Here is an 18,887-nt window from a genome sequence, read left to right as displayed (position 1 = left end):
ATCATAAGCGTGGGCTGATTGACAGTCGTTATTCCGTATTTTTTCAGGAAGCGGCGGCAGCGTGCTGGATCACATCTTCCAGCAGGCTGTCAAGCGGCTTCCCATCCTGTGCGAAATGCTCCGATACCTTGATACGGACTTTCCCCATGACAAAATACTGGGTGCCGTCTTTTTCGGTAAGCAGGGTGCCGCTGTTTTTGTTATTGCTCTCGTTTTTGCTTTTTGCCATAGGCAGTTACCTCCATAAATGAAATATGCCCGACAAGGGAATGTCAGACAGGTGTACAGCCGCAGACTGTCTCCGTGTCAACCAAACCGTGTCAACCGGCAGAAAAGACTTTGAAAACAATCCATAGGCGCTCTATTATTACTTTTTACTTTTTCTTTGATTTCTTGGTTGACATGGTTGACAAAGGAGAGAAATGCCCCAAATATCAGGCTTTTCCCCGTCAACCGGCTGTCAACCAAAGCGTCAACCAAACTGTCAACCGGTGGCTTTTCAGAATGGAAGTTCCATTTGCCGGGCTTCTTCTTCCGTGATTTCCTGAAAACCGTCCCCCTCCGGCGGAGCTTGGTTGACACGCTCCCAGCCTTTTTGAGAACCGTATTTCTTATACCGCTTCGGGCTTTTGTAGGCTACCCAGCCCTGTATGATGCCGCCCGCAATGCCGGTATTCATAATCTCGCAGATTGCCCGTGTCTCCCAGTCTGCCGGGGAATTTAAGTTCCCCAGCGCTTCCTCATAAAGCTGCTTGGAACATACCCTGTCGCCGGTGTAGTCCTCCAAATAGGCGTAGATCATGCCGGCCTGTGTGTCTTCCTGCATAAAGTCCTGCTGGTGGGCGTTCAGGTATCGGTTCATTTCCATGCTGAATGACAGCTTATACTTCCCACTGCGATAAACCGTCATGGCTTCCGCCCACATCTGTTCGATATACGCCCTCGCCGCCGCTTCATCGTCCAGTATGTGAACCTCCGCCCGTTCCGGGTACACCGTCACGGGGAGAAAGCGCCGGTTGCCGGTGCGGTCACGGGGCAAAAAGTCCTGCCGGTTGGTCGTCCCTCCAAATACACATTGCCGCAGCCGGTCTGCCGGATGTGTCTCATACGGCACTTTGTAGGTTTCTTTCTGGCGGCTTAAGAATGACTTGATTTCCTCAATACTCTTGGCGTTGGCTGTGGCAATCATCTCCGACATCTCGATAATCCAATGCCCTTGCAGCTTGCGGTACACATTTTCATCGTCCAGCTTTTTCAAATCGTCTGAAAACCATTCGTCCCTGCCTGCCAGCAGCCGGAAAAAGGTAGATTTCCCGGCTCCCTGACCACCAACCAGACAGAGCATGACCTCAAACTTGCTCCCCGGTCTGAATACCCGCCGGATGGCTCCCATCAGGAACAGTTTCAAGGCTTCATAGGTGTATTCGTCCGTATCGGCTCCCAGAAAGTGATGCAGGGCGTAACGGATGCGCTCTGTGCCGTCCCATTGCAGGCTGTTCAGGTAATCCCTGACTGGATGGTAGCGGTTTTCATTGGCAACAATCTTGATGGCGCTCTGCACCTTTTTCTCGCTGGTAAGCCCGTAATTTTCTTCCAGATACAAAAGCAGGTAGTTCATGTCCATGTCGGTCAGCGTGGTACTGGTGCGCTCCCAGCCCAGCGGCTTCACAATGTCAATCTGCTCCGTCAAAAGGTTCAGGCGCAGCGCCCCGCGAAACAGAGGGTCACGCTGGAACACCGTCAGGCAGTTTCGGATGCTGTTCTTCACGCCGCCTTTCTGCGTCCCCTCTAATGTTTCCCGGATTTCTGCCGGTGTCTGCGCCGGTTCCATTGTGTCCATCGTCCTTTTGACCGCTTCCTGCGTTTCCGGCGGCAAGCTCTGAAATTCGCTGTTCAAGCCGCAACACCTCCTTTCCCTGTGCGGCGATCAATGCCGCTTTTTCTTCTATTTCTCCGTATAACAAAATATCCAAAAGGTATTCTGTGTAGCTTATCCTCTGCAACGCTTCCACAAAAAGAGGATGCCAGATGGCATCCTGCGGCTGTGGGGCGTGTGCTGTTTTCCAATGCTCCAGCAGGCGCAGATAATCGCATAGCACCCGGAAACAATACCGTTCCGTTTCCTGAAATCTCTGCTCCGCTGATTTTTGTCGGGGCTGTGACCTGTTGTGACGCTTCCTATCTGGCGGCGCATTGCCGGATTTCTCATAGGAAACGCCGAAGTCCTCCGCAAGCCTGACCGCAGCTTCCCGTTTCCCCAATCCATGCAGCAAAGCGGCAAAGTCGATCACATCCCCGGAAGCCCCGCAGCCGAAGCAGTAAAAGCGGCTGTCCACTTTCATGCTGGGCGTGCGGTCATTGTGGAATGGACAGCAGACCATGCCGTTTCTCCCCACCCGGATTCCATAGAATGAAGCAGCCTGCCGGGTGGTAACAGACTGTTTCACCGCTTCAAATACATTCAAATGCTCCCTCCATAAAAATACTGGTAGCGGTAAAGCTGCCGGTTATATCATAGCTCCATCTCATGTTTCTTTCTCTGTACTGCCTGTGGCTGCTCCCTCCGGCGCAGTGCGGTATCTACGGCGTTCTGCACCTGCCGTAGCCGTATGACTTCCTCCCGGAGTGGCTTGTGCTGCGGAGACAGTTCGGCATACTCTGTTTTTAACTGTGCGTATTCCTGTTTCCATGCTTTCAGGGCAATGGGTTTTCCGTCCAGTTTTTCTTTCAAAATACGGCGGGCGGCATAAAACAGCCGTAACTCCGCATCGTGGGATGTTTCAAATTTCTCCCTCTGTTTCTTAAACTTGATATTGTTCAATTCCGTATGAACAGGTTTTAGCCGCTGGTAATTCTCGCCCTCCCGTATCAATTCCTGCAATTCCTTTATCCGGGCAGATTTCTTTTTCATGGAGTCGCTTAACGCTTCAAATTCTTCGTTGACAGAGGAAAGACGCTCCTGCAAATCCTCTAATGTGAGCAGCTTGTTTTCCGTCAGATAATTGACGGCTTCGGCAAACTGCTTTAAGTTTCCGGTTCTGGCTTTATTGCTCCATGCCCCTGCGTTGCGCTGGTTGTAATAAGCGATCAACAGGTCGGCAAGGCTCGGTGTCTGCGGTTTGGAAAGTTCTTCTTTTACCTCTGCCATCCAGACAAACAGGGCTTTGATCTTCTTCCTCACATCCTGCATGAGCCGGTTGGTGGCTTTAATCCAGCGGTTCAGTTCCCCTTTCTCGGTGCGGATGCCCTTTGCTTCCATCTGCCGGACATTAGCTCCCTCGTGGACAGTAGGTATCAGGTCAAGCCCCTGCCGCACATAGGAACGGTGGTCGATACGCACATCCAGCCCTTTTTCCTCAAATTTTGTATTAACGGCAGCCGCCCACTGCTCCCGCCAGTGTTCCAGCGTTTCCGGCTCATGCCAGTCTGTTGTATGGACAGCGTTAAACATATAATCGCCGTTTTTATCCCGGATTCGGTTTCCATCTTCATCAAGAAGATATTCCCGACGCTGTTTTTGTCCCCATGTGCCATCCGGGTTCAAAGGGCGCATGGTTGTCATCACATGAAAATGCGGGTTAGGGATGCCGCCGTCCTCTTTCTCCGGGCTGTGAAAAGCAAGGTCGGCAATCATGCCTTTTGTCACAAACTGCTCCTGTACGAACTTCCTCGCCAGCTCCATGTTTTCTTCCAGCGTCAATTCATTCTGCATGGCAATATCAAAGGAATAGGCAAGCTGTGCTTTTGGATGTTTCTCGCAGTTCTCCACAGCATTCCAGAGGGTCGCCCGGTCAAGATATATTTCCGGCGCATGGGGCGGCAGCATGATTTCCGAAGCGATCACGCCGCCCTTTTTGGTGTAGTCGCTGACTTCTCCATAGTAGCTGCTGTAAAGACGCTCCCCGGCTCGATAGGCTGCGCTGGCAATGGCGCTCTGACCGGCGCTGCGCTTGATCTGTGCGATTGAAAAATGATAAAGTGCTATCCTTAGTCACCGCCTTTCTCCTGCCCGGAAATACGGGCGTGGTTCTCTGTGGCAGACCGGATGAAATGCTCCGCCTGCGGCAGATTCAAAATGCTTTCCATGAGGGAATAAAATTCCGCTTCGGATAGCTCCTTTGTCTGTGGTGCAATGCTCTCAATAGCTGCCCCACGGGTAATCAGCCGGTGCGTCCTCTGTTTCCGGGAACCGCTTTCCAGATACGCCTGCCGGTTTTTCAAACGCTGCATTTTCCGTTTTTCCTGTTCCAGCAGGACAGTGGTTTTTTCATATTCCTGCTTCAACTGTTCCAAAGATTTTTCCATGTTCTCACATCCTTTGCTGATAAGATAAAGAAAGACCATCCGCAGACAGTCCGTGTGTCAGTGCTTCTATAAAACCCGATGAAAAGGGAAAACCGCAGAGCGGATTTCTCTTTGCGGCGGGTACACAGGGGATAGCCGCTTTAGCGGCGCAAGGGGGTGTAGCCACCTTGTCGGAGCGAAGCGAACGCAGACCTCGGATTGCTGATTTTATCAGCGGCAGAGGTAAGCTCCGCAGGACGCACGATACATGGTCTTTAGACTATGTATAGAAGTGCGCCCTTGGGATCAGTTACTTACCAGCTGCATCAAGGTGCTATAATTGTCTACCACGCTGTAAACCACGCTGCCATTGCTGATGGCAGCAAAATGTTTTTTGGCGCATTCGATCTTTGCATTTTCTACGCCGCGTAGCTCCATAGTGTCGAGATTGCCTTTGGTTTCGGCGACAAAGTAGATGTGCTTCACGCTGCCCTCGTTAAAAGCGATCGCCCAGTCAGGGTTGTATTTTCCAACCGGGGTCGAAATATAGAAACTACCGGGCAATTTTACATACACCGCCACTTGGTCACTGACATCCAGCTCTTGTGCAAACCTGCGTTCATTGTCCGAGTCGTAGATCACATGGCTGTACAGGCTGCGGTTGGCCTCCATGGCGTTGACATCCAGTTTGCCGCGCAGTGTAGCCCTGGTAAAAACATCCTGGTCGTAGGCTGCATCCAGCCGGTTATAGGTGATATGCTCGATGATCTGGGTGGCTTTCTCGTCATTAATCAAGCGGGCGGCTTTCAAGATGAACTCCTCCGGGTTGATGCGGAACTGGGAAAAGGTCTGCGGGGCGATTCCCCGCAAAATGGCGGCCACGGTGGCCCGCGTCAGACCGGTTTCCTCCACCAGCTTGCCGACAAGGTCGTACCGCACGCTGCCAAGCGGCGCATACTTGGCGGACTCGCGGTCGCTGCGGGCTTTCTGGAAGCCTTTTCCCTGCTCCAACTGTTCCCGCGATTCCAACCGCGCTGTCTGCTCTCCATATTCCAGGTTGATCTGCACGCGGGTCACATTCAATTTGGAGTCCAGCGCCCGAATGGAGTGGTCGATCAATTCCGGCGTGTCAAACTGAACAGTATAAAAGGACTTGTGGTTGATCCGATTCCATAGGTTTAGAAACTCAGCCTTGTGCAGTTTTTCTTCGTCTACGATGGCTTGCACATTGTTGCTGTGGGCGTTTTCCGGGGCCATGGTATGAGCATCGTATACGCCGGACAAAATCCGCACCACCGAATCTGCATATCCCGACACCTCGCTGGCAACATGAAAGCTCCCGATTTCTTTATCAGCAAAATATTTGTCGGTCAGTTTGCCGCGTTTTACATAATCGTTCTGGATCAGATCTTCGTAGATTGCGTTGGCCAGGTCCTGCGTAACATGGACCTGTTCGCCGTTGGCGTCGACCAGCGTGCGGCCTACAAACAGCTGGGTGTCCACCTTCTGCGGGCGGTCTGCCAGCGACTCCGCCAAGCCGGTTTGCAGTGCCTCGGCAAATTTTCCATACTCCAGGTCGGTGATCAGCGTCAGCTTGTTCAGCTCCTGCACGTCTCGGCCCAGGACGCTTTCGTCCATGCGCTCGCCCTGCTGGTTGACACACAGGCGTAGGCCGCGACCGATCTCCTGGCGGCTGCGGATCTCAGACTCGCTCTGAGGTTTCAGTGTGCAAATCTGGAACACGTTGGGATTGTCCCAGCCTTCGCGCAGGGCCGAGTGGGAAAAGATAAACCGCACCGGTTCGTCCAGGCTGAGCAGCCGTTCCTTGTCCTTCATGATCAGGTCGTAGGCATCCACATCATCGGACAGCTGCGTTTTGCGGTCGATCTTTCCTTCCACAAAGCGGGCTTTTTTGCCCTTCTTTTTGTCGATAGAAAAATACCCCTGGTGGGTCTTGTGCACGTCAATGCCGTCCAGATAATGCAGATAGGCGTCATCGCCAAACTGGCGCTGCATCTGGCCCACAACGTTTTCGTACTCCTCCTCGAACATTTTGGCATACTCGCCGTTGCGGCCATCGTCGTTGTCGCCGTCATATAGGCGGTACTTGGATACTTCGTCGATGAAAAACAGTGACAGCACCTTGATGCCCCTGGGATACAATTCCCGCTCCCGCTGGATATGGGTACGGATGGTCTCCCGGATTTGAATCCGGCGCTGCAAGGCTGTCATCTGCTCGTTGCCGCTAATTTGTCCAGCGTAGAGTTTGAGGCCATTGAGGAAGGTGACCGAGTTGTCCCGCCCATCGATGCCGTCCGGCAAAATCACAAAGCGGTCGGCGTATTCGTCCAGCTCGCCGGAGAGGGTGTACAGGTCGTCGCCGCCCTGCACCTTGCGCACCATGGTGCGGGTGCCGGTCTTGCCCTTTATCTCAAAACCCAGGCGGGCCGTGGGGGCCTTGTTCTTGTAAATGTCCACGCCTTCCACATAGACAAAACTATTGGTGGCGGTAGTACCTGTCAGCGTGATGCCCAACGCCGCGATCTTTTTGACAAGATGCTGGTTGTAGGCATCCATAGCGTCCAGGCGGTAAACCATATCATATTTTTCTTTGTGGGTGGCGGAATAGCGCAGCGTGAACAGAGCGTTGAACTTTTTTAGGCTTTCTTTGGTCTGTTTGCCCTCCACGCTCTGTGGTTCATCGATGATCAGGATCGGGTTGGTTTGGGCGATGATGTCGATGGGACGGCGGCTGCGGAAGCTGTCCAGCTTTTTGTCGATGATCTTCTGGTTTTTGCTGGAATTGAACGCCTGCATATTGATGATCATGGCATAGATGCCGCTGTCCGAGGCAAAGTTGTCCACTTCGGTCAGCTTGTCCGAGGAGTAGGTAAAAAAGCGAATCTTCTTGCCGTACTCATCAGAAAAATGCTGCTGGGTCGTTTCCAGCGATTTGGCCACGCCTTCCCGGATGGCCACCGAGGGCACCACTATAATAAATTTGCTCCAGCCGTAGCGGCGATTGAGCTCGTACATGGTTTTGACGTAGGTGTAAGTTTTGCCAGTGCCGGTCTCCATCTCGATGGTCAGGTTGATGCCGGGACCGGCCAAAGCATCGGATGGTTTCAGATTGTTACGGATCTGCACCGCGCGCAGGTTCTCTAAAATCCGGCTGCGGGTCAGCTCCGGCACCAGCGGATGATTGCGGAAGCCCACCTCGCTAAAATCCATGCGCTGCTGCATATTGGTGGTATCGCCCAGATCGATGCGGTAATTGGCGGTACGCAGCGGCTGGTCGTTGAATACATCACAGACCGCAGCTGCAGCCTCTGCCTGGAAGGGCTGATGTTTGAATTTGAGTTTCATCAGATCACCTTCACCTTCGTGTCGGGCGAAAGATTTTTGAAGATCTCCGTCACGTTGATCTTTTCGGCATCGGTGGCAAAGGCGCTGTCGCGGAATACCGCCCGCAGCGGCTGCAGGTTGGCTATGTACTCGACCACGGCGCGGGGAACCGCCTTGTCAAAGCAGGCGGCCAGGGCGCCGTTGTCCACGTTATGTACGGTGCAGCCCGCCACCTGGGTGCTGGTGTGGGACAGATTGATCTCCACGCCCCAATCCAGCAGGCAGGCGTAGAGCAGGTCCAGGTCGGTGCGGTCCTCCTTGATGTTGCTGACCGTCTCGCCCAGCATCAGCTGGGTGACCTCCTCGGGATGATAGTAGACGTTTTTCATATTGCTCTCATCCACACGGAACACGCGGAAGCCGATGTCCAGATTTTGGGTAGTCAGCGGGTTTTCTTCTTTGATTTTCTCACCGGCGCGGCGGATGCGCTCTTTGCCGATTTCGCAAATGTTTTTGTAACCTGCTTTGAAGGCTTCACTGTTTTCGTCGCAGGGTTCGGGGAGCTGTACCATGATGAACTTGCGGTGCCCGCCGTCCTCGGCGTTGAGCTGCATGACCGCGTGGGCAGTGGTGGCGGAGCCGGAGAAGAAGTCGAGAACGATAGAGTCAGTTTTTGTTGCCAAATCCATACAGAATTTTATTAATTCTACCGGCTTGGGAGTGCTAAAAATGGTTGAATTTCCAAATAAGGATTTAATCTCTCGAGTGGCCTCTTGGTTAGATGCCAAAAAGTCGAGCCAAGTATTTGCCAGCTGTCCTTCAGATTTCTTTTCTGACAGAAACAGTTTATATCTTGGCTTTCCATCGCCGTCTCTAGGAAATACCAAGCGATTATCATTCAGTAAGCGATCATAGGTTTCTCGCTTAAAGCGCCATTCTTCGGTTATGGTCTTTCCGCTTGGCGTCATAACACTATATATGGCACCACCCTTGTTTGTACATGGCATGGTTTTGTAAGGTCCGCGAGGGTCATTGTCGGGATTTTTATAATCACGCTCATTGATATGAGCACTAATTTTATTGAGAAGATTTCCGTTACTCTTGGCGTACAAAACGACATACTCGTGTTTTTCGTAAATTTCTGCCCGGTAGCGGAATGTGGACAGCGGCATCCCACATTCCTTTGCCGCTGCCGTTCCTGTAATTTTCCCGGCTTTCCAGTTTTGATAGGCGCTGTGAAAACCAGCGGGCAACGGTTTCGGCGGTCTGCCAAAGCGGACGCCCCTTGCCTTTGCTGCGGCAATACCCTCGGCCTGCCGCTGGCGGATGTTGGTGCGCTCATTTTCCGCCACAAAGGAAAGTACCTGCAACACGATGTCGCTGAGAAAGGTGCCCATCAGATCTTTGCCCCGGCGGGTATCCAGCAGCGGCATATCCAGCACTACGATGTCGATGCCTTTCTCTTTCGTCAATATCCGCCACTGCTCCAAAATCTCCCCATAGTTCCTGCCCAGACGGTCGATGCTCTTGATGTAGAGCAGATCGTCCTTTTTCATTTTTCGCAGCAGGCGTTTGTATTGGGGTCGGTCAAAATCCTTGCCGGACTGCTTGTCCATGTAAATGTTTTTTTCCGGGACAGCAAGCTCCTGCAAAGCGATGCGCTGCCGGTCCTCGTTCTGGTCCTTGCTGCTAACCCGGATATATCCGTAAATAGTTCCCGCGATTTATCTCACCTCCCGGCGCTTTTGCCAAACAATGTCGTACCCCAGCACATCGGCCAGCTCCACAGCCTCGCCGTAGCGCAGGCTGCCGCGTTTCAGCTTGTCTGACAAGTTGGGAACGCTGCTGCTCCAACCGTATTCGTCGGCCAGAATTTCCACAGCTTCGCTCATGGTCATGCCAGCCCGGATAATATAGGACTTGATTTCGTTTCGGTAAATCTCTTTGTTTCTCATGGCTTATGCCCTCCTTTTTTCGTTTGCTTGGCAGTGAAGCCGGTGCGCTGGTACGTGTATCGAGTTCATCATTAGGCAAATGATGATGGTTTGCGAATAACTGTTTTCTCCGCTCTTTGTGAAGCCCTGCTCACACAGGGCAAGGTTCAGCTTCACCGTTTCGCGTGGATTTTCGCGGGTTGGAATAATCACACGCCAGACAGCGTACCCTCTTCGCTATCCGGTGTATCGTGCTTTAATGGCGTTATCAATATGAAAACGCCGGATTTTTCGCTGTTTTCACTTCCTTTGAAAATATCGCTGTATTTTTGCCGCTCTTTCCGAATGCCGTTCCTGCCCCTGGCTTTTCAGCGGCGTATTCCGGCATTGGCACGCTCTCCCGTGCTTTCAAACACATGGGGTCATGGCGCTGCTTCCCCTGCCGGGGGTATCCCATTCGGACGGTCATGTAATTTTCAAGGTGCTGTTGCCTCCCGACAAGTACAGTTTAACGAAAAATCGGGCCTGTTCCCGTATATCCAAGAGGTTGGAAAAAGGGTGCGAAAAGCGGAAATTTCCACGCTTATAGAAATCTGTGCTATAATGGGAAGCAGAACGAGAGGGGGCGCGGATATGAATATCAAACTGACGATCCCGGAGCGGCTTAAAGATTTGCGGACAGAGCGCAACCTGATACTGGAACAGCTTTCCGAGGCAACAGGCATTTCCCGCGCCGCCCTCGGCAAATATGAGGCGGACGATTTCAAGGACATCAGCCCGTTCAGCATCGCGGCGCTGGCAAAGTTTTATGGGGTATCCGCCGATTACTTGATGGGATTGACAGAAAGAAAAAATCACCCAAACACAGAGCTGGATGCTCTGCATTTGGGTGACGATGCGATTGAAGTATTGAAGGCGGGGCAATTCAATCACCGGCTGCTGTCGGAGCTGATTTGCCACAAAGATTTTCAGCGGTTGATGCTGGATGCAGAAATTTATGTTGACCGTATCGCGGATATGCGGATCAACGACATGAACACTGTGCTGGAGGCCGTGCGTCAAATGGTGCTGTCCAAGCGAGAGGATAGTGCCAACGATCTCTATCTCCGCACGCTGGAATTGGCGCAGGTGCCGGAGGAAGAATACTTCAGCCATGTGGTTTCGGATGACCTGAACGAAATACTCCGCGATATTCGGGAAGCCCACAAGACCGACAGCACAACGGCAGACGAGCCGTCCGCCGCAGCACAAGTACAGCAGCAGTTACAGACTGCCATGAACTTTGAAGGCAGCAGCGACGAAAAGAAGGCGCGGGCACTCTTGGCCACACTCGGCATTGACTACGATGCCATCACCAAAGAGCAGTTTGTCAATCTGATTGAGGTGCTGCGGCTGTCCAAGCACATGAAAAACCCCATAAATCGGCGCGGCAAAAGCAACATGACACACGGAAAAGGGAAAAGGAAGCGTAAATAGGCAAGAAAATACGCCGTATCCAGCAAAATCTGCTGAATACGGCGTATTTATTCGTTACCCAATCCTGCCTGACAGATGCCATAATTGTAATTCTTTCAAATTACTTTCTTATGAGCACCCACAGAATCTGCGGGGGCGTTTTGTCGTTGTGGTTCAGGAGACCCGCTGCCCGGTCATGGTCTGGGTGACGATGCTCTCCATCATGTCGGCGGTCAGCTGACCGGTCACATAGCCGAAGACGTTGCCCTCGGTGTCGATCATGAAGGTGGTCGGGAAGGCGGAAATGCCGTAGGCGCTGAGCACATCGCCGGTGGTGTCCATGACCACCGGGAAGGTGTAGCCGTTGTCCGACAGGAATCCGCTGACCTCGTCGATGCTGCCGTCCACGGCGCGGGGATTTTCGGCGCTGCTGGGGTTGGCGACGCCCAGCACGATCAGGTCCTCGCCGTTGCTGCCGTAAGACTCATAGAGCGACTGGATCTCGGGCATCTCGCTCTGGCAGGGGCCGCACCAGGTGGCCCAGAAGTTCAGGAACACCGTCTTGCCGCGGTATTCCGACAGGGTGTGTTCCTCGCCGTACTGGTCCACCAGCGTGAAGTCGGGGGCCGGGATGGCGTCGGGGTCGGTCTCGGGCTCCTCGGTGGGAGCGGGCGTGGCGGTGACCTGGGGCGCCGCACCGGACGAGGCCGACGGACTGCCGCCCGTCTGGGACAGCACCCCGCTGAGCCGCCCGGTGAAGCCGGTCAGCGTCATCAGACCCATCAGGATCAGCAGGACGGCGCCGATGCGGGTGGTATACCGCACGACGTTGTGGTATTTTTTGAAAAGGTCCAGCACGGTGCCGGTGAACAGTCCCACCAGCAGGAAGGGAATCACAAAGCCGAGGGTGTACACCCCGATGAGCAAAAATCCCCGCTCGGGCGCGCTGGAGGCCATGAGCAGCACGCCGGACAGCGCCGGACCCACGCAGGGCGTCCAGGCAAAGCTGAAGGTAAAGCCGAGGAGCAGCGCGGTCAGGGGGTTCATGGCCAGCCGGTTGAGGGGCAGATGGAAGCGGTGTTCGCTGTCCATCGCGCTGCTGCGGCCAAAGATGCCCAGCTGGTACAGGCCGAACACCAGGATCAGCACGCCGCTGCACCGGGTGAACAGGGTGCGGTTGCCGCTGAAGAAGCGGCCCAGCGCCGTGAAGCCCATGCCGAGCAGGAAGAAGGCGAAGCTGATGCCCAGCACAAAGAACAGGGTGTTGACCAGCACGCGGCGACGCGGATAGCGGATGGTGCCGTCCGGCTGCACCGCCGCCGTTCCGCCGGCCAGATACCCGATATACAGCGGGATGAGGGGCAGCACGCAGGGGGAAAAGACGCTGAGCAGCCCCTGCAGGAAAACGGTCACCGCCGAGATGCCGACGGACAGATCAAATCCCATCTGTCAACTCCTGTTCCGCCGCAAAGAGCGGCTTGCCCGCAAAAAGACGGTCCTCGATATCGGCGATGGTCACACCGGCCAGACGGCGGCGGCAGCCGGCGTCGAGATCGGCATAGATCTCATCCATCACGCCGGCCATGCCGGCACAGATGGCGCAGTTGCGGTCGGCGGCGCCGCTGTGCCAGCCGGACTCCACAAAGGCGGTGTCCACGGCGGCCGCCACCCGGTCCAGCGTGAGCTCGGCGGGGGGAACTTGGGGGCAGAAACCGCCCTCACTTCCCTCCCGGGCGCCCACCAGGCCGGCCTTTTTCAGGCGGGCCATGACCTTGCGCACCCGCGCCGCGTTGGTACAGATGTTGTCGGCCAGCGCATCGCTGGAGAGCGTGCAGCCCTTGACGCTCAGATACACCAGCGCATGGACCGCCACGCTGAAATCGCTCTTCATGCCGTTCCTCCCGTTGCGTACCGGGAAGCGGCGTCACGCCCGGTTCCCGGCCAGATATTCCTCGATATAATGTGCGGCAACGGCACCGTCCGCGGCGGCTGTCAGGATCTGACGGACCGGTTTGCGGCGCACGTCGCCCACCGCGTAGACGCCGGGCAGCGATGTCCGGGTGGTCTCGTCGGCGATCAGGTAGCCCGCCTCGTCGGTTTCGAGCTGCCCGCGGAACAGAGCGGTCTCGGGCCGGCGCCCGACGGCGACAAACAGGCCGTCCACCGGCAGGGTGCTTTCCTCCCCCGTGACCTTGTTGCGCAGGACCAGGCCGGTGAGCCGGTCATCGCCCTGCAGCGCCTTGACCTCGGTGTTCCATACAATATTTACACCATTTTCCCGGAGCTTGTCAAGGTAAACGGCAGAGGCCCGCAGCGCGTCCCGCCGATGGATCAGCGTCACACGCCCGGCCAGCCGGGCCAGCGTCAGGGCATCGCCGACGGCGGTGTTGCCGCCGCCCACGATCGCCACTTCCCGCCCGCGGTAGAGCATCCCGTCGCAGGTGGCGCAGTAGCTCACCCCGCGGCCCCGCAGAGCCGCCTCGCCGGGGACGCCCAGTTCCCGGGCTTCGGCGCCGGTGGCCACCACCACCGTGCGCCCCAGGAAGGTGCCGCGGTCGGTCTCCACCCGCTTGGGGGACTCGGTCAGCGCAACCTCGCGGACTTCGGCCAGCACCGTCCGGGCGCCGAAGCGCTGGGCCTGGCGCTGCATCTTCTCGCCCAGTTCAAACCCGTCCACCCCGTCCTCAAAGCCGGGGTAATTCTCCACCGTGCCGGTGGTGGCCATCTGGCCGCCGGCGGAGAGCCGCTCCAGCACCAGGACCGACAGACCTGCCCGCGCCGCATAGAGCGCGGCCGTGTAGCCGCCGGGTCCCCCGCCGAGCACCAGTACATCAACCGCGTTGTTCATGGCTGCCTCCTTGTCTTACAGTACGCCGTTGGCCGACAGATATTCCCGGATGTCTGCCTGGGAACGCGGTCCCACAAAGGGCCGGCCCAGCAGGCGGCCGTCCTTGAACAGCAGCAGCGTGGGGATGGTGTTGACGCCGAACCGTGCGGCGACATCCGGCGCGTCGTCCACATTGACGCCGGCAACCCGGATGCGGCCGTCCAGCTCATCGGCCAGCGCTTCAACGGCCGGGGCGATCCGGCGGCAGTAGCCGCACCACGGCGCCCACAGATCCACGAGGGTCACACCGTTGGCGATGGTCTGGTCAAAATTGGCGGAAGTCAGAGGATTCTTATTCATAATACTTCTCCTTTATATATAAGGTAGGTGTTCGGATTTTTGCACCGTGTCGGTGCTAAACTGTAAATCTTTTTGTTTCAGATTACACTGTAATTATATAATTTACAGTTCATTTTGTCAACCCCCTTCTGCAAACTTTTTTCCGCAGCTAGTGTTTGCGTTGCGGGGCAAAAAAATACCCCCGGCGGAACAACCGTCGGGGGTGCGGGCCGTCAGGGCTTTTTCTTGCCCGTCTGGTATTCTTTTTTGTACTTGCCGGGGGTCATGCCGACCTCGCGGCTGAAGAACCGGATGAAGTTCTGCACGTTGGAGTAGTGCAGCGTGTCGGCCACCTGGGCCACCGACATATCGGTGGTGAGCAGCAGTTCCTTGGCCATCTCGAGTTTCTGGGAAGCGACGAGGTCGGTGAAGTTGGTGTTGCGCTCGTTCTTGAGGACTTTCCAGATATAGCTGGCCGAATAGTTGAGCTTTTCGGCGCACTCGTTGAGGGTCAGGTCGCCGTTGGTCTGCTTGATGAGGGCGATCACGTTCTTGACCAGCTCGCTGGTATTGTCCCGCCGGAAATTGCCCAGCAGGTCCATGACCGGGACGGCGACCTCCTCCACGAGGAAGGTGCGCATCTTGTCGTTGCTGTAAATGCGGCTGATCTCGGCAAACAGGTTGTCGCTGTGGTTGGACAATACCTTGCTGACCGACAGGCCGGCGTTTTCAGCCACCATCAGCAGGGTGCTGACCAGACGCTGGAGATAGAACATCCGCTCATAGCCGCGCACGCCCTTTTCCTCCAGCCGTTCGAGAAAGACGCCGATGAGCCGCTCGGTCTCGCGCTTGTTGCAGGCCGTCATGGCGGCGATGATCTCGTTTTCCAGCAGGGTGTCATAGCCGTGCTCGGTGTGGTTGTCCTCGGCCGTCGTGTAGTAGGTCAGGTCCTGGCGCATCTCCTCCGACGCGGCGCCCCGGCTGCGCAGTGCCTCGCTGGCCTCGTGCCAGGCCGAGGCGATCTGCTCGGGGCTTGTGAAAACCCGGCTGACGCCCGCCACACACCGGCAGCCCATCCCGGCGCTGACCACCTTGGCCGCGCCCTTGTAGACGGTTTCGACGTTGTGGGCCAGCGTTTCCTCGTTCTCGGCGCCGGCCACCATGACCACCGTGGCATCCACGGCCACCGGACAGAAGAAGAGCCGGCGGCAGATTTCGGCGGGAAGGCGCTGGGCGACGGTCTGGGCGACCGCCTCACGCACCGACCCGGTCATCTGCTTTTCAAAGACAATGCTGAGCACGAGGAGCCGGTAGCAGGCAAAGGGCTGGATGCCGAACTCCTGCATCGTGCTGTGGATGGCCTCGAGGCTGGCCTCGCTGCGCAGGATGTGCAGCAGGAACTGCTGTTCGAGCTGGCGGCGCTGGGCCTGTACCAGCTTTTGCATATCCTTCTGGTTCTGGGCAGCGCGGGTCACGCTGGAGGTCAGATAGTCGAACTCGTCCTGGTTCTGTTCCCGCCGGCCAAACACATCGTAGGCCTGGTCGAGCAGTTCCCGGATGGGACGATAGAGGAAGGCGCTGTTCCACCGGCAGACCAGCAGCACGACGACCGTGGCCAGCAGGATGAGCACCGAGACCCAGAAGGCCGCGACGCTGGACCCGAGGTTCTGCTGTTCGTCGTAGGCGGCATAACAGGTGATGCCGTTGAAGTTGATGGCCTGGCCCTGCACAAGGTAGTTGCTGATGGTGCCGGGGATGCGCAGATGCCCGTCCGAGAGGTCGCCGGCATCGGCCAGCGCGTGGGCCAGCTCGGTGTCGGTGGTGGTGACGGTCTCGCCGTTCGCGTCGAGCAGCACCACGTCATAGCCCAGCGACTTCCACTCCCCTGCCAGCTCGGACAGGTATTCCATATCGAGATGGATCAGCAGCATTCCCACCAGGCCGTTCTTGGCCGAGGTGATCCGTGCCACGAGGCACTGCCCCGACACGTTCAGCCACAGGCTGGAGGTCTGGCGCGGCGCCGCACCGGTGCGGTTGACCCAGTAGAGGGTGGCGGTCTGGCTGGCCTGGTTGTCGATGAAGGTGCGGATTTCCTCCTGATTTTTCATCTGCTCGAGCGGGAAGGTGCCGTAGTTGCTCAGCACCCAGCCGTAGCGGAGATTGATGTATTCGTACCCGACCACATAGGAATCCATATAGGTCCCGCCCCGCAGCAGCTCCTGGGCATCCCGCAGGTCGCTGTACCGGCTGTACGGGATTTCCGAACAGCTTTCCATCCAGGTAAAGCTGGAATTTCGCAGGGCCGCCAGGTAATAGCTGCGCAGTCCGTCAAACACGCTTGTCATCCGCATCGAAGCGTTGCCGGCCACCTCGCCGAGTTTGGCGCGGCCGCGGGCGGGCTCGCTGCGGTAGTACAGGATGCCGCACAGCAGGCCCACAATGAGCAGCGGGACTGCGACCAGCAGGACCAGACGGGTAAAGATCAGCGTCTCATACCGGCTGCGCTGTTTTTCCTTCGCGGTCTGACGGTTGGTAGGTTTCGGGAATTCCACTAGTCTCCTCCCTTGTCGCGGCGGAGTATCCGATCCGGCCGGACGCCCTGCCGCCGCGGGCAGTCCGGCGAAGGAACCGCGGCAGCTTTCGCGGTCCCATCCCTAGATCATACGAGTTTGCCCGGGGAAAATCAAGTCTCCCCCTCATGAAAGCTGCACCGTGGCGCCGCCGGGAATTTCGATCCGGTCGCCGTCCACCTCGATCCAGATGGACCGGGCCGCCGGGTTGTGAACGATGTCCGCCGCAACGGTGAACTGCAGACGGCGGGCGTCTTCCAGATAGTCCACAATCTCGATATTGGTCGCATACCAGGTATCTTCGCGGCCCGCCACCAGATCGCAGAACCGTTCCATCTGCTCCCAGTCGGCCTCGCAGGTAAATTCAAAGCTGTGTCCCCACACATACATCATGTACAGATACTGGGTCTTGAACAGCGCCGCAAACCGTTTTCCGTCCTCCAGCAGCTGATGGGTATGGTGGCAGGTGGATTTCCAGGTCATGAAATCATTGGGAATCGCAAAGTCGTGGGTGTCGCCGACGACGCGGGCGTACCGGATGCCCAGCGAGGGCAGCATCGCCGCGATCTCGGGCGTCCAGCTGCCGTTGGGGTAGGCCAGCCCCCGCACCGGGTATCCCATGACGGATTCCAGCCCCTGGCGGTCCTCCAGAATCTGGCGGGCCACCTGATCCAGCGGGCTGCGGGCGATCGTGGGATGCAGGCAGGTGTGGCAGGCGACCTCGTGACCGCGGTACAGGTCCCGCCACTCGCTGGGCGGAACGCGGTCATCCAGCAGCAGCCCGGCATTGAGGTTGAAGGTGCCCCGCACGCCGTAGCGGTTGAACAGCTCCACCAGGCGGCGGTCCTCCACCCGGCCGTCATCAAAGCTCATTGTCAGGACCTTGTGGCGTCCGCCGGGGAAACAGATGTAGATATTCTTCAGTTTGGGCCATTCCATGATTGTCATTCTCCTTTCGCCGCAGCGCCCGCGGTTTTGGCAAGATACACGCAGGGTTTGCCTTCCCGGTCGGAGGTGAACACCACCCCGCTGCCGTCCGGCGTGAAGCAGGGATGCGGGTGGGCGTCCTGCGGGGTGCCGTGGATGGTCGTCCAGCTGGTGCCGTGGTAGCACAGCGGGATCTCCTTCTTGCGGGCAATGTCCACCAGATAGATGAAGTCGTTGCGGACTTCCTGGCCGCGGCCCTCGCCGGTCTGCAGATGGATGGGCGTTTCCTGGCCCTGGCAGTCGCCGACGAACCAGCGCCGCTGCCGGTCACAGATGAAGTGCGCATAGGGCAGGCAGGGCATGAAGAGCTCCTCCTCGAGGGTTTCGGGGCGCATCATCCGGATGGTCTCGGTGCTGCCGTCGTCCGCCTTGCGGTAGACGTAGGCCAGACGGTCGCCGGTGGGCATCCAGAACTCGTGGGTGATGATGACATCCTTGGGCTGGGGCCGGGCACAGCGGTACCGGCTGCCGTCGCTCTGGATCAGCCACAGACGGGCGTCGATCATGTCGTAGGGGCCCTCGTGGCAGAACAGGATGGTGTCGGGATCGCCGGGGCGCAGCTGCGCATGGCCGAACCAGCAGCGGTCCTCCACGACGATGTGGTGTTCGCCGGTCTGGGTGTCCAGATAGACGATATGGCACAGCGGCTTGGCGGCGCAGGTCAGCGGGAAGAATTCCCAGCCCTTCTTGCCGGTCAGGTCGGGCAGCGTGTCGCGGCGGGTCTCGGTCATGACGAGATAGCGGTTGTCATCGCTCATGCCCCAGTTGCCGCAGTCCCAGCCGTCCGGCGCGGCATACAGGCAGGTGCGCTGCAGAGTGGCCAGGTCCAGCTTCCAGACCTTGCGGTCCTGCTGGTAGTAGACGGACTTGTCATCCGCCGAGATCATCGCGCCGTAATCGTCGAGGGCGTCACCCTCGGTCAGCTGGACGGCATCGCCGGTGGCCAGTTCCATCAGGTAGAGGTTGCGCCGGCCGTTGATCTCGGCACAGTAGAGCAGCCGGGAACTGTCCGAGGTGACCATGCGGTTATAAAAGTACATATGATGGCTGGTGTGGTCGGGCGGCGTGAGCCGGGTGACCGGGCAGCCGGTGTAGGGATCGGGCGTTGTGACGGGCGTTTGATGAAGCAGATCTCCGATAGCCATT

16 protein-coding genes are annotated in these 18,887 nt (G+C 57.1%); 1 reads left to right on the top strand and 15 read right to left on the bottom strand.

Features of this window, described 5'->3' with window-relative positions; all coding sequences use genetic code 11:
- Positions 1 to 43: 43 nt before the first annotated feature.
- From C4885_RS03295 to C4885_RS03260, 8 genes are all read right to left on the bottom strand, one after another.
- Positions 44 to 229, bottom strand: a complete 186-nt coding sequence (locus C4885_RS03295; protein ID WP_004849804.1) for a hypothetical protein — start codon at positions 227 to 229, stop codon at positions 44 to 46.
- Positions 230 to 499: 270 nt separating this feature from the next.
- Positions 500 to 1,840, bottom strand: a complete 1,341-nt coding sequence (locus C4885_RS03290; protein WP_009321442.1) for a virulence-associated E family protein — start codon at positions 1,838 to 1,840, stop codon at positions 500 to 502.
- Positions 1,725 to 2,465, bottom strand: coding sequence for a CHC2 zinc finger domain-containing protein (locus C4885_RS03285; RefSeq protein ID WP_014079457.1), 741 nt, complete (start codon positions 2,463 to 2,465; stop codon positions 1,725 to 1,727). The genes C4885_RS03290 and C4885_RS03285 overlap by 116 nt, the downstream gene beginning before the upstream one ends.
- Positions 2,466 to 2,512: 47 nt before the next feature.
- On the bottom strand, positions 2,513 to 3,985 hold the full coding sequence (gene mobQ / locus C4885_RS03280) for a MobQ family relaxase (protein WP_074104019.1): 1,473 nt from the start codon (positions 3,983 to 3,985) through the stop codon (positions 2,513 to 2,515).
- Between the two features lie 2 nt (positions 3,986 to 3,987).
- Positions 3,988 to 4,305: a DUF3847 domain-containing protein gene (locus C4885_RS03275; protein ID WP_008816380.1), complete on the bottom strand. Its 318-nt coding sequence runs from the start codon at positions 4,303 to 4,305 to the stop codon at positions 3,988 to 3,990.
- Between the two features lie 285 nt (positions 4,306 to 4,590).
- A complete protein-coding gene (locus C4885_RS03270) occupies positions 4,591 to 7,650 on the bottom strand; it encodes a type III restriction-modification system endonuclease (protein WP_113998981.1) in 3,060 nt (1,019 codons plus the stop codon).
- Positions 7,650 to 9,353, bottom strand: coding sequence for a recombinase family protein (locus C4885_RS17175; RefSeq protein ID WP_256359657.1), 1,704 nt, complete (start codon positions 9,351 to 9,353; stop codon positions 7,650 to 7,652). Before C4885_RS17175 ends, C4885_RS03270 begins: the two co-directional genes overlap by 1 nt.
- The gene (locus C4885_RS03260; protein WP_113998980.1) at positions 9,354 to 9,584 is read right to left on the bottom strand and encodes an LLM class flavin-dependent oxidoreductase; all 231 of its coding nucleotides are present in this window, start codon (positions 9,582 to 9,584) and stop codon (positions 9,354 to 9,356) included.
- Between the two features lie 612 nt (positions 9,585 to 10,196).
- On the opposite strand from C4885_RS03260, the gene C4885_RS03255 reads away from it, so the two are divergent.
- Entirely contained in the window at positions 10,197 to 11,039 is an 843-nt protein-coding gene (locus C4885_RS03255; RefSeq protein WP_113998979.1) for a helix-turn-helix domain-containing protein, read from the top strand.
- A 153-nt stretch (positions 11,040 to 11,192) separates the two neighbouring features.
- On the opposite strand, the gene C4885_RS03250 is transcribed toward C4885_RS03255, so the two are convergent.
- The 7 genes from C4885_RS03250 to C4885_RS03220 all read right to left on the bottom strand — a co-directional run bounded on the left by C4885_RS03250 (position 11,193) and on the right by C4885_RS03220 (position 18,886).
- The gene (locus C4885_RS03250; RefSeq protein WP_113998978.1) at positions 11,193 to 12,464 is read right to left on the bottom strand and encodes a cytochrome c biogenesis protein CcdA; all 1,272 of its coding nucleotides are present in this window, start codon (positions 12,462 to 12,464) and stop codon (positions 11,193 to 11,195) included.
- A complete protein-coding gene (locus C4885_RS03245; RefSeq protein ID WP_113998977.1) occupies positions 12,454 to 12,909 on the bottom strand; it encodes an Rrf2 family transcriptional regulator in 456 nt (151 codons plus the stop codon). Before C4885_RS03245 ends, C4885_RS03250 begins: the two co-directional genes overlap by 11 nt.
- 33 nt (positions 12,910 to 12,942) lie before the next feature.
- On the bottom strand, positions 12,943 to 13,866 hold the full coding sequence (gene trxB, locus C4885_RS03240) for a thioredoxin-disulfide reductase (RefSeq protein WP_113998976.1): 924 nt from the start codon (positions 13,864 to 13,866) through the stop codon (positions 12,943 to 12,945).
- A gap of 15 nt (positions 13,867 to 13,881) precedes the next feature.
- Positions 13,882 to 14,205 (bottom strand): co-chaperone YbbN, encoded by a 324-nt coding sequence (locus C4885_RS03235; RefSeq protein WP_113998975.1) that lies wholly within the window; start codon positions 14,203 to 14,205, stop codon positions 13,882 to 13,884.
- 212 nt (positions 14,206 to 14,417) lie between these two features.
- Entirely contained in the window at positions 14,418 to 16,736 is a 2,319-nt protein-coding gene (locus tag C4885_RS03230; RefSeq protein WP_113998974.1) for a helix-turn-helix domain-containing protein, read from the bottom strand.
- A 144-nt stretch (positions 16,737 to 16,880) separates the two neighbouring features.
- Entirely contained in the window at positions 16,881 to 17,693 is an 813-nt protein-coding gene (locus C4885_RS03225; RefSeq protein ID WP_113998973.1) for a polysaccharide deacetylase family protein, read from the bottom strand.
- A gap of 5 nt (positions 17,694 to 17,698) precedes the next feature.
- Positions 17,699 to 18,886 (bottom strand): oligogalacturonate lyase family protein, encoded by a 1,188-nt coding sequence (locus tag C4885_RS03220; protein ID WP_113998972.1) that lies wholly within the window; start codon positions 18,884 to 18,886, stop codon positions 17,699 to 17,701.
- Between the last annotated feature and the right edge of the window lies 1 nt (position 18,887).

The organism is Subdoligranulum sp. APC924/74 (assembly GCF_003324125.1).
Lineage (GTDB): Bacteria > Bacillota > Clostridia > Oscillospirales > Ruminococcaceae > Gemmiger > Gemmiger qucibialis.
This window is presented reverse-complemented; position numbering and strand designations above follow the sequence as displayed.